Origin of the sequence: Mucilaginibacter corticis (genome assembly GCF_007558865.1) — a bacterium.
GTDB lineage: Bacteria > Bacteroidota > Bacteroidia > Sphingobacteriales > Sphingobacteriaceae > Mucilaginibacter > Mucilaginibacter corticis.
On record NZ_VLPK01000001.1, the window covers coordinates 202,511 to 215,894 of the forward strand.

The following is a 13,384-nucleotide window of genomic DNA, read 5'->3' on the forward strand; positions in this document are numbered from 1 at the left end:
TTTTACCCGATGTTAGCGTTATATGATTAACCGTTAACTATTAAATATTTATTTTTATACAATGAAGCAAATACTGGTGATCTGTTTTCTTGTTGCTCTTTGCTTCTCAAAAGCCTTTGCGCAAAATGATGAGCTGTTATTAGCTAAACAATATAGCAGCAACGGCGAATATCAAAAAGCGCTCGACATTTACCAGAAATTGTATAAACAGGATAACGATACGTATTACTTCAACTACGTTAAAACCCTGATATCACTTAAAAAATTTGATGATGCAGAAAGCGCCACCAAAAAGATGATTCGTAAACATCCCGGCGATAACGAATATGTTGTTACCCTCGGGACAATTTACACACAGCATGGCGACGTTGATAAAGCCAACACGCTGTATGATGGCCTCATTAAAACCCTGCCGGCCGATCAAAATACCATAGCTGTCTTAGCCTCGCAATTTTACCAGGGCACCAATGTTGATTATGCCATTAAAACCTTTTTGCAGGGGCGCAAGCTCTTGCATAGCGACGATGTATTTTCATATGAACTGATCACGCTTTACCGTTTTAAAAGAGACAAAGCCGCGCTTACGGAAGAATACCTGAACATACTGCCTCAAAACCCATTATTTATAAGCCAGGCAGAAAATGCATTCTCTACTTTGTTTGAGGGCGATGCCGACTATGATCTATTGCGTGTGGCTTTGTTAAAGCGGATACAAAAAGATCCGCAGCAAGTTGTTTTTGTAAACTTATTAACCTGGCAGTTTTTACAGCAAAAAGATTTTGACCAGGCCTTAAACCAGGCACTGGCATTAAACCGGCGCACCAATAATGACGGCAGCGATATTTTTGAATTATGCCATACGCTGGTTTTTAATGAGGCTTATGATGCGGCTATTCGTGGTTATGAGTATTTGATCAGCAAAGGCAAAGACGAGCAATATTATGTATCTGCCAAAATTGAGTTGCTTAACACCAAAAGCTTAAAGATAACTACAGGAAAATACACGCAGAATGATCTGACAGAACTTGAAAAGAATTACATAGACTTGCTGACCGAGTTTGGCCAAAATAGCTCAACCGCTTTTGCCATGCAAAAACTGGCTAACCTGCAGGTATTTAAATTGCATAAGCTAAATGAAGCCCAAAAGGTATTAGAAGACGCAATAAAGATCCCGCAAGTGCAAACCAATTTGCTGGCCTCTTGCAAACTTGATCTTGGTGATGTTTATTTACTGAACAACCAGCCATGGGAAGCTACCTTGTTGTACAGCCAGGTAGAAAAGGAATATCCCAATACAGTTATGGGGCAGGATGCCAAATTCAGAAATGCAAAGTTTGCTTATTACACCGGCGACTTTACCTGGGCCAAAGGGCAGCTGGATGTTTTAAAAGCCGCCACCTCACAATTAATTGCAAACGACGCGCTTAATTTGTCGCTACTAATTGCTGATAACATTGCTACCGATACCAGTGGTAAAGCCTTAAAAATGTATGCCCGGGCCGACTTGCAGATCTTTGCCGAGCAGCAAGACAAAGCCATCAGCATACTGGATAGTATCAATGTTAAATTCCCCGATAATAAGTTAAGCGATGATATTTTAATGGCAAAAGCACGTATAGCCATTCAGAAAAAAGACTATGCCGATGCCGTGACCGATCTGAAGAAAATAGTAGCCGAACACCCTACCGACCTTTGGGCAGACGATGCGGTTTATATGCTGGGCGATATTTATGAAAATCAGCTTAATGACAAAGAACAGGCTAAAGCCTATTATCAAAAAATCATTACAGATTACAGCGGCAGCTTATATATAAACGATGCCCGTAAACATTTCAGGGCATTACGCGGCGATGCTGCATCTTGATTTAATAAACTATCTTATATTTTGTATTTTTGCACTATATGATAATTTATAATGAAACCATAATAGTTGATGAAGCTATTCATAAACAATGGTTAGGCTGGATACAGAATGAATATATACCCATGGTAATGAAAACCGGCCATTTTAATTCATATAAGATCTTAAACGTACTTGACTCGCCAAATGAAGGCGTTACCTATTGTATACAATATCTAACAGATTCCCGTGATAAATACAATCAGTTTAATAAAGTACATCTACAAAGATTACAGGCTATCCATCAGCAAAAATTCGAAAATCAATTTGTCTTGTTTAACACTTTAATGCAAACCGTAAACTAAAAAATGAAAATTACAGAAACCAGTATTAAGGGATTGATGGTAATTGAGCCGAAAATATTTACCGATAGCCGCGGCTACTTTTTTGAAAGCTACAGCAAAGCAAAATTTGCCGAAGCAAGCATTAACATTGATTTTGTACAAGACAACCAATCATGCTCTAACAGGGGCACGGTTAGGGCGTTGCATGCGCAATCTGCGCCCCATGCGCAAACTAAATTAGTACGCGTGATACAAGGCCGTGTTATAGATGTGGCTGTAGATGCCCGTAAAGATTCGCCTACCTTCGGAAAGTATGAAACCATTGAGCTAAGCGCCGAAAACCAAAAGCAATTTTTGATTCCGCAGGGATTTTTACATGGCTTCGCTGTTTTAGAAGATAACACCATTTTTGCGTACAAGGTTGACAACTACTACAGCAAAGAGTGTGAAACAGGCGTACGCTGGAACGACCCTACCCTTGCCATTGACTGGGGCATCCCGGCCAATGAAGCTATCATATCAGACAAAGACCAAATATTACCATTGTTTGCTGATTGGGTAAGCCCGTTTTAAATCTAACATCAAAACATATAAAAGCGAAAGGCTAACCATAATGGTTAGCCTTTCGCTTTTATGATTCGTTCTATTTTTATTTTGTGATCAGGTTATACAACTCGTCCAATTTAGGGCTAAGCACAATCTCGATGCGGCGGTTTTTAGTACGGGCATCGTTGTTATCAGCCGGGTCAATAGGTTGGTACTGGCTTTTACCTGTAGCGGTTAATCTATGCGGATCTATCTTTTCAACTTCGGTTAAGTAGCGGGTAACAGATGTTGCGCGTAATACGCTCAGGTCCCAGTTATCTTTGATCTGACCAAGGTTAATTACTTTTTTATCATCGGTGTGGCCTTCAACTGCCATATTGATATCCGGTTCTTTGTTAAGCACTTCGGCTAATTGTTTTAAAGCAGCTTTACCACGCTCGTCAATTACAATGCTGCCGGAAGGGAAAAGTAATTTATCGGTTAATGAAACATAAACCTTACCATTCCTGATATCAACAGTTAAACCGTTTTGCTGGAAACCAAGCAGCGCCTTTTGCAGTTTATCTTTAAGGGCATTGGTGGCCTCATCGCGTTTACGCAAAATATCTTCTACTTCTTTTAGGCGCTCTTCCCTTTTTTTCAGATCGCTTGATAGTTGATCCATTTTTGAGTTGGTCGAAGTCAGGTTACTATTCAACGCGTCATAATTACCTTTTAAAGTATTATAGCTTTTGCGTTGGTCGGCAAGCTCGCTTTTCAAACCGGCAATTTCATGGTGCAGGCGCGCGGTGTCACTTTGCAGTTGTGATGATTGTGCTTCTAAATTAGTGGTACGGGTAAAAAGCGAGTCACGCTGTGCCAGCATGGCTTTATACTTTTTGTTAGACAATATCTGGCATGAGTGTAATGTCATTGACAGCAGCAGGGCAAATAGTAAGTACTTTACTTTCATTATGTATCGGGATTTAAGGTTAAACAATAGCGTTGCGTAAAAAAATATTAAGCGGATATATTTTGCTGCACAATTGTGCAATGGTATCAGCGGCCTTATCGCTCATGATCTCTTTATCTGTTAAGCTGTGCATGGCAATAAAGCTTTTTAGCTTTAACAGTTCAATGTTTTCATTATCGGCGGCATAATCGCGCGGTAAGGTTTTTAGCTTGTCCTGCGCCCTAAAATCGCCAAATAATTTAACAAATTCGGGGTTGTCAATAATTACTGTCAGGTCATGGCCATTATAGTCAATTTCCTGGCGGATGGCTTTGAGATGATTGGCCTCGGGCATCCAATAACCGCCGGCGATAAATGATTTGCCGGGCTGGATATGCAGGTAATACTCGGCGCCACCTAATTTGGTACCGGTAGTGGGTAAACTAATGCCGAAGTTATTTTTATAAGGTGTTTTATTTTTGCTGAACCTGATATCGCGGTAAATACGCATCACACATTTTTTAGCATCCAGGTCTGCCGATAAAGCCGGATCTATTTTATGCATCAATTTGATCAGCTTAGCTGTAAAATCGATCACGTTCTCGCGCGCCAGGTCATACCGTTCTTTATTGGCCATAAACCATTCGCGGTTGTTGTTATCAACAAGTTCGTTTAAAAAATCAAGTGTTTGCTGTTGTATCATCTACATCTAAATAAGGCTGATAATGTATTTTTGGCGACAACCAATACAATAGTAATACCCTCGAAGCCCTGAAAATTACCGGAGCAAGTAAAAAGCATCCGCCAATAACAACCCCGCAATATAACCAGGGCGAAGTTGTGTTACGCGTAACCACATAAGTCAATACGGCAATGGCAAATGAGGTAGCGACATTTAAAGCGTAGCTCACATACATTGCGGCATAAAAGTAACCGGGCTCAATTTCAAAGTGCATGCCGCAACGCGGGCAGTCGATATTAATTTTGTTGGTAGCAAGGCTGTAAACCTTACCGCTAAACATGTCTCCCCTGCGACAGCGCGGGCATTTGGCGTGTAACATTGCCCATGGTTTGGATGTTGTAGCCATATTTAACAAAGCCTTGCAGGCTCTTAATAAATTTTAGTTTAAATGAAGTTTTTCGTCGCGCATATTAAGGTTAATATTTTTGCGACGATACTTTTTATACCAGATATACCCCACCACAGCAATAGCGATGTAAGGGGCTGCCAACAGGTACATGATACCATGATTTAAACCCATTGCTGTTGTTCCGCCATTTTTAGCGTTTGCCTCAACAGATGCGGTACACATGGCGCATTGTGCATGCACAGAGGTAACACCGAAGGCCAATAATGCGGCGGCTGTAAATAGCAGTGTCTTTAATATCTTCATTTGTACAAATTTAGCTATAAAATAGCATCAAAAACAGTATTAAATTAAAAATGGTAAAAGGGCTTTATCATTAAATAAACTACTACCCCGCTCGCGGTAACAAATAACCATATCGGGAAAGTCCAGCGTACCAGTTTGCGATGTTTTACTACCTCCATTTTTAACCCGTAGTAAAAGCTCAATAACACTAATGGTAAAACGCCCGCGGCAAGTATGATGTGCGGGATTAATATCGACAGGTAAATTTTGCGCTGCAGGCCATATATAACCAGCTCATCACCCAGCACTTTACCATCGCCGTTTAAATCTCCGTAAACGGTTTCATTACGCATTAAATAATGGAATAAAACGTATGATACCAGGAAAAGCGATGAAAGACAAAAAGTGATAATATTCAACCTTTTATGGACAGTGATATTACCTTGTTTTATAAAGTATAATGATGCCAGTAAAAGCACTGTACAAGTGCCATTGAGCATTGCGTTAAGCATTGGTAAATATGGCGTAAACGCCGGCGCTACAGCAGGCCCGGGTATCATGTGGCGGTTAAGCAGCACAACCAGTAGTATTACAACTACGGTTACAATGGCTACAAAACGAAATATAAATTTATCGGTCATTATTTTTGAGAGTCAAGAATCAGGATGCAAGAATCAAGATCTTATTATTTTATGATTTCATTCAATTAAATTACTCTTGATTCTTGACTCTTGCGTCTTGAATCTCTAATAAAGCGGTTTATCATTCTTCCGCAATTCTTCGGCTATCAATACCTTAATTTCATCATTCAGTTTGGTGATATCCTTTGTTGATGTACCCGAATAGTAACCACGAATGCGCTTTTCCTTATCTATCAATATCAGTTTGTCACTGTAGATAAAATTGTCATTGTCAACCTTTACAGCATCTACCAGGAAGCCTTTACGTGCCAGTGGATAGATAACCGATGTATCGCCGGTTAAAAACAGCCATTTAATGCCCGGCGGCTTGTACTGTTGTGAGTATTTATGCAGTACCGATACCGAATCGCGCTGCGGGTCTACCGTGATGGATGCAAAGCATACCATGTTGTTTTTGGCGTAATCCGACAACAAGGCGTTAACGTTCTTATTTATAATATTGCAAACAGACGGGCAATGCGTATAAAAAAAGCTGGCTACAAATATCTTGTCGTCAAAATTTTTAGCGGTAACAGCTTCGCCGTTTTGATCTGTTAATTTAAAATCGGGCAGTTTGTGGTAGATGGTGTCCGGGATAACCTTGCCATGAAACTTATGGCTGGTTTTAGCCAGTTGCTTTGGCCCGAAAAAAGGCAGCGGCATGTACCTGTTTTTGCCTTCGGCGGTAAGCAAATAATATAAAAATCCCGGTAATGCCAATATCATTACCAGGATCAATACTTTTTTTACGGCGCTTATATTGCTCATTATAACCTCAGCGTAATCCAGTGGTGACTCTCGTTAGTCAATACCAGGATCAAACCGATAATAAACAGAATAGGCACTAAAATAGAATAAACCAGGCCTACCTTTTCAAACTTTAAGTGCATGAAAAAGGCAACAATATAAAATGCCTTGAATAGTGTTAAAACAATGTATACCGGGTTAGCCACATTTATAGGCATATGGCCATTAGGCACCATATAAAGTGCTATAAAAAACTCGACACAAGTAATGGCTGACAGGATAAGAGCCACTTTTATAATTCGGCCTCTTGTCATTGTATCTCCATGATCGCCTTCGGCGTGATGAACTTCTGTTGGTTCTGATGACATAATATATATCAGGTTAAAATGATCAAACTAAATAAAAGAAAGTAAATACAAATACCCAAACAAGGTCTACAAAGTGCCAGTAAAGGCCAACTTTTTCTATCATTAAATAGCTTCCGCGTTTTTCGTAGGTACCTGCAAGCACGTTAAGTGTAATGATGATATTGATGATAACCCCGCTAAATACGTGGAAACCATGGAAACCGGTAATAGTAAAGAACAGGTTAGCAAACTGGTGCGCGGTCATTTGCTGTTGTGCAAGTGCCGGTAAGTTTTTCGGATCAAAAAACTCTTTTAGCGTTTCAGCATTAGGTATTGCAGACCACCAGAAACCTTCGCTGTGTAAGTGGTTCCACTCTAAGGCCTGGCAACCCAGGAACATAAAGCCTCCTATAACTGTAGCTATCATCCACCATACAACCTCTTTTCTTGCCATACGATGACCGGCCTCAACCGCCAATACCATGGTAACAGAACTTAAGATCAGGATGAATGTCATTAAACCTACAAACACCAGCGGAGCGCCATGCTCAATTGATGTACCCGGTACTGACTGGAATACTTCAGACGCTATTGGCCAAGTTGACGCGCTGAAACGTAACGCACCGTAAGATATCAATAATGAAGAAAAGGTAAACGCATCCGACAGGAGGAAAAACCACATCATCATTTTACCATACTCAACATTAAACGGAGATCTTCCGCCCGACCATGGTGTTGTTTTTAGTTCATCAATTTGTGTAACTGTTGCGCTCATTTGTTTTTAGCTATAGCGTTATTAAATTATTGGTTCAAAAGTAAAAAAACATACAGATAAATCCATATAATATCTAAGAAATGCCAAAAAATAGCTGTCATTTCCATTCTATATAAATTCTTTACCTGTGGTATACGTTTAATGCTGCCGCTCAATGAGCTTGCCAACCATATCAGGCCGCCTATAACGTGCAGTAAGTGTGCCAAAGTTATTACGTAAACAAAAGACCGTGTGGCATTAGGGTCAACCAGGTAGATCTTCATTTTATAAGCCAGCGTGTACCAGCCATATAACTGTAGAACTAAAAATGCAATGCCTAGGCCTATGGTTACCCATAACAAGCGTTGTTGCTTATCAAAATCAAGCTGCTTCGCCGCTTTCGACGCGAAGAATAATGTGATACTGCTTATTACCAAAACAATGGTACTGAACCTGAACGACTCGGGCAAAGCTATGCCAAGCCCTTTGCCGCTACCACCAACGTAAACAATAAAGCCGCTGGTAAAGGCCGCAAAAAGCATAAAAGATGTAAATATGAAAATCCACATCACAAATTTCTTAGCTCCCAGGTTTACTTTATCTTCTTGCTGCTGTATCTGCGCCATCATTACTTTCCTATAAAATCAAATAAAAACATCAATTGCACTACCGGCAAATAAAAAAACGATCCAAACATGAGCTTGCGTGCTTCTTTTATTTGCAGGGTGCGTAACAAACCGGCGGCCTGGTACAAAAATATCAAACTGCAAACCAGTGATATACCGCCCACATAATAACCGCCATAATGGTAGATGGTTGGCAACAAACTAACCGGCACCAATATCACTGCAAATATAACGGTGATAACGGCACTTGCCCTGTCCCTGTTTTGGGTTGGCAACAACCTGAATCCTGCCAGTTTATAATCATCATCCAACACCCAGGCAATTGCCCAGAAATGTACAAACTGCCATACAAATTGTATAGAGAATAATATCAAAGCTATTTCATCAATACGGCCATGCGGTTGCCCTGCTACATAACCTATTAACGCGGGTAATGCCCCAGGTATGGCGCCTACAAAAACCGCGATTGGTGATTTCCTTTTTAAAGGCGTATAGGCAAAAGCATATAATAAGATAGAAAATACCGACAATAAACCGGTAAGTATGTTAAGCGTACCTAAAATATAGGTACCGGCGATACCCATACCTAAACCCAGTACCAATCCCTGCCCGGTAGTCATTCGTCCTGCAGGCATGGGGCGGTCCATAGTGCGTTTCATTAATTTATCCAGGTCAACCTCTATCACCTCGTTAAAACAGTTGGCAGCGGCTGTAACTAAAAATCCACCTGCAACCAGTTTCAGCCAGTTTACCCACATGGTTGTGCTGTATAATGATCCCCAGGTATTACCGCCATTTGCTTTTACCGCTATGATAAAAGATATCGATGCCGAAAACACCACCAGGAATGTCAGCCTGAATTTGATCAGCTTTGAAAAATCAGCCCACTTCATTTGCGCCCTCCCTGTATACTCACCGACTGGTATAAATTAAGCATTAAATAATATTGGGCGCCAAACACTAAACTGGCCAACAAAATATGCGCTGCCTGTGCAAATGGTGGTAACGATAAGTATGATAAAAATATACCGCTTACAATTTGCAGGGCGATCATTAAAAAAGTAAAACTCATTATTTGCTGCTGCAAAGAATGGCGGCTAAACGCCCGCCTGATCAACGCATATAAAACCAGGTTGATCAACAGCACCAAAGTTGCCACATCCCTGTGACGGGCAAAGATATCACCCGCGTTTTTAATCCACTCCGACCGGTAACCACCCTGTAAACGAGTAGATACGGCGTCGATCTTTTCACGCACCTCTGTACCAAAAGTAATTTGTAGCACGCTGATGACCAACGCGAATAAAGTAATTATATGCGTCACCGGGTTAATGTTCAGCTTCGGCCTGCCGCTAACCTTTGCCAGGTGATAGGTGGTAATACATATAGCCAATATTGCTAATGCTAAAAGCAGATGCACAGTAATTATCCACGCTACTAAATTGGTTGATACCACTATCGACCCTAACCAGGCCTGGAAACCTATCAGCACCAAGTTAAAAATACTTAAAAAAGGTATAAGCTTATTAACGTCGCTATAGCTAAAAGAATAAACAGCTGTCAGCAATAAGAAGATACCTGAAATTGCGCCTATCAAACGGTTCACGTACTCTGTCCACGTTTTGGCAACATTAAACTCTTCAGGGATCAAAATAGATTTGTCTTCGCGCAGGCGACGTGCAAGGTCGCTATAACCAAATACGTCAAGGGTTTTAGCAAACCGCTGATTTTTAGCAAGACGGCCGGCAACATATTTCTCTTTGTAATTTGCAGGCAGATCAGACAATTCTGTCGGCGGTATATACCTGCCAAAGCATTTTGGCCAATCCGGGCATCCCATTCCAGACCCGGTACTACGCACTACACCACCGGCCAATATCAACACAAAAAGCAGGGCTATACTTAAAAGGTTAGTCTTGCGGAATCTGTTTTTTGATTTTGGGTTACTCATTGGGATGTTTCTAACAAATTAGGGCGCCTAAAGTGAGTGGTGAATTATGAGTATTGAGTTTTGGGTATAATTACACAACTCATTACTCACTACCTGCCACTCACCTCAAACGCCCTAAAAGATCAGATCGGTATTTATATTATTTTACTTCTTCGTTAGCTTTTTGTGTACTTGTCCACTTGTTAAGCGCTTCTAAACCTGCAGGATTATCTTCAAAATCATGCGGAAGGTTTGAACTCATGGTTTGTGAAAGTGGCGTTGTTTGTAATATATAATCCTCTTCAGCACCCGGTTTGCTATAATCATATGGCCAACGGTATACGCTTGGTATTTCGCCCGGCCAGTTACCGTGTAAATGTTCAACCGGGGTTGTCCACTCAAGGGTATTTGCCTGCCAAGGGTTTTGAGTAGCTTTTTTACCGAAGAAAATAGAGCTTATAAAGTTGTATAAGAATGCAACCTGCGCACAAGCCGACATAATTGCCGCCCATGTAATAAACATATTTACTGATAACCAGCGCTGCATTGAAGCAAACTCTGTAAAGGCATAGTAACGACGTGGTACACCGTCAAGGCCCATAAAGTGCATTGGGAAGAATACCAGGTAAGCACCTATAAATGTTAACCAGAAGTGCAGGTAACCTAATTTTTCGTCCATCATACGGCCAAACATTTTAGGGAACCAGTGATAAACACCGGCAAGCATACCAAATATAGCTGCCGAACCCATTACCAGGTGGAAGTGGGCAACAACAAAATACGTATCATGCAAGTTAATATCTAATGCCGCATTACCTAAGAAGATACCGGTGATACCACCAGAGATAAAGAATGACACCATACCGATAGCGAAAAGCATAGCAGGTGTAAACCTGATATTACCGCGCCAAAGTGTAGCCAGCCAGTTAAATGTTTTTACTGCCGATGGTACCGCGATGATCAATGTAGTAATCATGAACACACCGCCCAGGAACGGGTTCATACCCGTAATGAACATGTGGTGGCCCCATACGATAAATGATAATACCGTGATACCGATCAATGAATAAACCATCGCGTGGTAACCAAAGATAGGTTTACGTGAATTTACCGACATGATCTCTGAAGAGATACCCATCGCCGGCATAATTACGATATATACTTCCGGGTGACCCAGAAACCAGAATAAGTGCTGGAACAAGATAGGGCTACCACCTTCAAATGGCATTACCTGTCCGTTTACAACAATGTCTGATAAGTAAAAGCTTGTACCGAAACTACGGTCAAATATCAATAATACCACACCGGCAACTAAAACCGGGAATGATAATACACCCAAAATAGCGGTCAAGAAAAACGCCCAGATGGTTAAAGGCATTTTCCAAAGGTCCATACCTTTAGTACGCATGTTCAATACGGTACTTACGTAGTTGATACCACCCATTAATGATGATGCCACAAAGCAAACCATACTGATCAACCACAAGGTCATACCCAAACCTGAACCTTTCATTGCTGTAGGTAAGGCTGATAATGGTGGATATATTGTCCAACCGCCACCTGCCGGGCCTTTTTGTACAAAGAAAGATGATAACATGATCACACAGGCAGTAAAGAAGAACCAGTACGACAACATATTCAGGAATGGCGATGCCATATCACGCGCGCCTACCTGTAATGGGATCAATAAGTTACTGAAAGTTCCGCTCAAGCCGGCTGTTAACACGAAGAATACCATGATGGTACCGTGTATAGTAACCAATGAAAGGTAGAACTCAGGGTCTAAACGTCCTTCGGGAGCAAAACGGCCTAATAAAGTTTCTAATAAAGGGAAAGATTTATCAGGGTATGCTAATTGGATCCTGAACAATATAGATAATAGCATGGCAATAACTGCCATAGTAATACCTGTGATCAGGAATTGCTTGGCAATCATTTTGTGATCCTGGCTAAATACGTATTTAGTAAGGAATGTATCGTGGTGATGCTCGTGACCCTCTTCGTGATGTGCTACTCCGTGATCGTGAACTGCTAATGTTGACATAATCGCTAATTAATTGTTTAACGCTAACCTATTTTGTGTAATACTCTTTTTCTGATCTGCTGCGGCCAGTTTCAATTCTGTTCTTAACGCAGGGGTTAAGTACGGTTTTTGTTTGGCTAACCATTGGTTGTACTCGCCCTCGGTAACAACACGTACAACTCTTTGCATGTTGTAGTGGCTGCTTCCGCAAATTTTGTTGCAATAAAGCAAGTACTCAAATTTAGGATCATCTACTTTCCTGCGCATTTCCTCAGTAGTAATAGTAGGTGTAAATTTGAAGAAGGTTGGCAAACCAGGTACCGCGTTTTGCTGCACCCTGAAGTGAGGCATATAAACGCTATGTATTACGTCCTGTGCAAATATGTTTAAGCGGATAACTTTGTTTACTGGCAATACCAAAGTATCAGCCTGTAAATCATCCATACTGTTTTTGTCTTTAAAGTCGATACCTAATTTGTTGGCACCTGCTGTTAACCTGAAATCTTTTTTACCTAAAATGCCGTCCGGTCCTGCGTAACGGATCTCCCATGCAAACTGGTGGCCGGTAACATCGATATTGATATCACCTTTAACCGGCGAGCTGTTTTCTACCTCTTGCCAGGTAAAGAAACCAAATATTACCAATACAGTTAAAACGATAGCCGGTATAATGGTCCAAACTTTTTCAATGGTATTATTGTGTGGTAAAAAGTAAGCTCTGCGTTTATCTGAATGTTTGTAACGGAATAAGAAGCTAAACAACAAGATCTGCGTGATCACAAATACAAATAAGGTGATGCAGGTAGTAGTTAAAAACATCGCGTCAATTTTAACACCATGTTTCGATGCAGCCTCAGGCAGGGTCATGCTACCTTGTTCGGTTATGTCCCAAAAGGCAGCACTTAAGCCAACAACCATAAATATCAGGCATATTGTACCCATGATATTATTCCAGTTGGTGCCTTTTTTACCTTGTATCTGCTGGCTCAGGTCATATACTCTTAATATCTTGCCTACTACGCCAATAGCTATTGAAATTAATACAAATAGCAGTACATAGTAACCTACGCTTAACCAGTTAACACCCGGTTTAGCTGCAGCATCGGCAGTGACAGTTTGAGCCATTAGCACGTTAGTGCCCAAAAGCATAAACACTGCTAAAGACGCAAGTAACTTTTTAGAATCTATTATTTTTTTGAATGCCATTGTATTCGTCGTTTGGTATTCTGTATTGTGTTGCAAA

16 protein-coding genes are annotated in these 13,384 nt (G+C 40.9%); 3 read left to right on the forward strand and 13 right to left on the reverse strand.

Translation table 11 applies throughout. The annotated features are described in order from the left end of the window. Positions 1-61: 61 nt before the first annotated feature. From FO440_RS00875 to rfbC, 3 genes are read left to right on the forward strand one after another with little or no spacing between them, the layout of a single operon-like run. A complete protein-coding gene (locus tag FO440_RS00875) occupies positions 62-1,864 on the forward strand; it encodes a tetratricopeptide repeat protein (protein ID WP_144246344.1) in 1,803 nt (600 codons plus the stop codon). A gap of 38 nt (positions 1,865-1,902) precedes the next feature. Then, a complete protein-coding gene (locus FO440_RS00880) occupies positions 1,903-2,205 on the forward strand; it encodes a DUF4286 family protein (RefSeq protein WP_144246345.1) in 303 nt (100 codons plus the stop codon). Between the two features lie 3 nt (positions 2,206-2,208). Further along, on the forward strand, positions 2,209-2,757 hold the full coding sequence (rfbC, locus tag FO440_RS00885; protein WP_144246346.1) for a dTDP-4-dehydrorhamnose 3,5-epimerase: 549 nt from the start codon (positions 2,209-2,211) through the stop codon (positions 2,755-2,757). A gap of 76 nt (positions 2,758-2,833) precedes the next feature. On the opposite strand, the gene FO440_RS00890 is transcribed toward rfbC, so the two are convergent. The 13 genes from FO440_RS00890 to FO440_RS00950 form a co-directional block, all read right to left on the reverse strand. Continuing rightward, positions 2,834-3,682 carry an OmpA family protein gene (locus FO440_RS00890; RefSeq protein WP_144246347.1) on the reverse strand — a complete coding sequence of 283 codons (849 nt, stop codon included), beginning with the start codon at positions 3,680-3,682 and terminating at the stop codon, positions 2,834-2,836. Positions 3,683-3,701: 19 nt separating this feature from the next. Continuing rightward, on the reverse strand, positions 3,702-4,364 hold the full coding sequence (locus FO440_RS00895) for a DUF2461 domain-containing protein (RefSeq protein WP_144246348.1): 663 nt from the start codon (positions 4,362-4,364) through the stop codon (positions 3,702-3,704). Beyond that, positions 4,342-4,749, reverse strand: coding sequence for a DUF983 domain-containing protein (locus tag FO440_RS00900; protein ID WP_144246349.1), 408 nt, complete (start codon positions 4,747-4,749; stop codon positions 4,342-4,344). Before FO440_RS00900 ends, FO440_RS00895 begins: the two co-directional genes overlap by 23 nt. Positions 4,750-4,782: 33 nt before the next feature. Continuing rightward, positions 4,783-5,055, reverse strand: coding sequence for a hypothetical protein (locus FO440_RS00905; protein ID WP_144246350.1), 273 nt, complete (start codon positions 5,053-5,055; stop codon positions 4,783-4,785). 44 nt (positions 5,056-5,099) lie between these two features. Beyond that, positions 5,100-5,675, reverse strand: a complete 576-nt coding sequence (locus FO440_RS00910) for a DUF420 domain-containing protein (RefSeq protein WP_144246351.1) — start codon at positions 5,673-5,675, stop codon at positions 5,100-5,102. Positions 5,676-5,780: 105 nt separating this feature from the next. After that, positions 5,781-6,482: an SCO family protein gene (locus tag FO440_RS00915; protein ID WP_246104149.1), complete on the reverse strand. Its 702-nt coding sequence runs from the start codon at positions 6,480-6,482 to the stop codon at positions 5,781-5,783. Continuing rightward, entirely contained in the window at positions 6,482-6,829 is a 348-nt protein-coding gene (locus FO440_RS00920; RefSeq protein ID WP_144246352.1) for a cytochrome C oxidase subunit IV family protein, read from the reverse strand. Before FO440_RS00920 ends, FO440_RS00915 begins: the two co-directional genes overlap by 1 nt. A gap of 22 nt (positions 6,830-6,851) precedes the next feature. Next, entirely contained in the window at positions 6,852-7,583 is a 732-nt protein-coding gene (locus tag FO440_RS00925; protein WP_144246353.1) for a cytochrome c oxidase subunit 3, read from the reverse strand. A 26-nt stretch (positions 7,584-7,609) separates the two neighbouring features. Then, a complete protein-coding gene (locus tag FO440_RS00930; protein WP_246104150.1) occupies positions 7,610-8,191 on the reverse strand; it encodes a cytochrome c oxidase subunit 3 in 582 nt (193 codons plus the stop codon). Continuing rightward, the gene (cyoE, locus tag FO440_RS00935; RefSeq protein WP_144246354.1) at positions 8,191-9,081 is read right to left on the reverse strand and encodes a heme o synthase; all 891 of its coding nucleotides are present in this window, start codon (positions 9,079-9,081) and stop codon (positions 8,191-8,193) included. The genes FO440_RS00930 and cyoE overlap by 1 nt, the downstream gene beginning before the upstream one ends. After that, the gene (locus FO440_RS00940; RefSeq protein ID WP_144246355.1) at positions 9,078-10,139 is read right to left on the reverse strand and encodes a COX15/CtaA family protein; all 1,062 of its coding nucleotides are present in this window, start codon (positions 10,137-10,139) and stop codon (positions 9,078-9,080) included. Before FO440_RS00940 ends, cyoE begins: the two co-directional genes overlap by 4 nt. A gap of 139 nt (positions 10,140-10,278) precedes the next feature. Further along, complete coding sequence (locus tag FO440_RS00945; RefSeq protein WP_144248170.1) at positions 10,279-12,054, reverse strand: cytochrome c oxidase subunit I; 1,776 nt, start codon at positions 12,052-12,054, stop codon at positions 10,279-10,281. A gap of 117 nt (positions 12,055-12,171) precedes the next feature. Continuing rightward, on the reverse strand, positions 12,172-13,347 hold the full coding sequence (locus FO440_RS00950) for a cytochrome c oxidase subunit II (RefSeq protein ID WP_144246356.1): 1,176 nt from the start codon (positions 13,345-13,347) through the stop codon (positions 12,172-12,174). Positions 13,348-13,384: the final 37 nt, after the last annotated feature.

What these genes read in the sequence shown, in the direction of transcription:
- FO440_RS00950 (WP_144246356.1), bottom strand. Translation starts at nt 13,347, where the DNA reads ATGGCATTCAAAAAAATAATAGATTCTAAAAAGTTACTTGCGTCTTTA.
- FO440_RS00880 (WP_144246345.1), top strand. Translation starts at nt 1,903, where the DNA reads ATGATAATTTATAATGAAACCATAATAGTTGATGAAGCTATTCATAAA.
- rfbC (WP_144246346.1), top strand. Translation starts at nt 2,209, where the DNA reads ATGAAAATTACAGAAACCAGTATTAAGGGATTGATGGTAATTGAGCCG.
- FO440_RS00930 (WP_246104150.1), bottom strand. Translation starts at nt 8,191, where the DNA reads ATGATGGCGCAGATACAGCAGCAAGAAGATAAAGTAAACCTGGGAGCT.
- FO440_RS00875 (WP_144246344.1), top strand. Translation starts at nt 62, where the DNA reads ATGAAGCAAATACTGGTGATCTGTTTTCTTGTTGCTCTTTGCTTCTCA.
- FO440_RS00920 (WP_144246352.1), bottom strand. Translation starts at nt 6,829, where the DNA reads ATGTCATCAGAACCAACAGAAGTTCATCACGCCGAAGGCGATCATGGA.
- FO440_RS00925 (WP_144246353.1), bottom strand. Translation starts at nt 7,583, where the DNA reads ATGAGCGCAACAGTTACACAAATTGATGAACTAAAAACAACACCATGG.
- FO440_RS00900 (WP_144246349.1), bottom strand. Translation starts at nt 4,749, where the DNA reads ATGGCTACAACATCCAAACCATGGGCAATGTTACACGCCAAATGCCCG.
- cyoE (WP_144246354.1), bottom strand. Translation starts at nt 9,081, where the DNA reads ATGAAGTGGGCTGATTTTTCAAAGCTGATCAAATTCAGGCTGACATTC.
- FO440_RS00940 (WP_144246355.1), bottom strand. Translation starts at nt 10,139, where the DNA reads ATGAGTAACCCAAAATCAAAAAACAGATTCCGCAAGACTAACCTTTTA.
- FO440_RS00915 (WP_246104149.1), bottom strand. Translation starts at nt 6,482, where the DNA reads ATGAGCAATATAAGCGCCGTAAAAAAAGTATTGATCCTGGTAATGATA.
- FO440_RS00945 (WP_144248170.1), bottom strand. Translation starts at nt 12,054, where the DNA reads ATGATTGCCAAGCAATTCCTGATCACAGGTATTACTATGGCAGTTATT.
- FO440_RS00910 (WP_144246351.1), bottom strand. Translation starts at nt 5,675, where the DNA reads ATGACCGATAAATTTATATTTCGTTTTGTAGCCATTGTAACCGTAGTT.
- FO440_RS00905 (WP_144246350.1), bottom strand. Translation starts at nt 5,055, where the DNA reads ATGAAGATATTAAAGACACTGCTATTTACAGCCGCCGCATTATTGGCC.
- FO440_RS00890 (WP_144246347.1), bottom strand. Translation starts at nt 3,682, where the DNA reads ATGAAAGTAAAGTACTTACTATTTGCCCTGCTGCTGTCAATGACATTA.
- FO440_RS00895 (WP_144246348.1), bottom strand. Translation starts at nt 4,364, where the DNA reads ATGATACAACAGCAAACACTTGATTTTTTAAACGAACTTGTTGATAAC.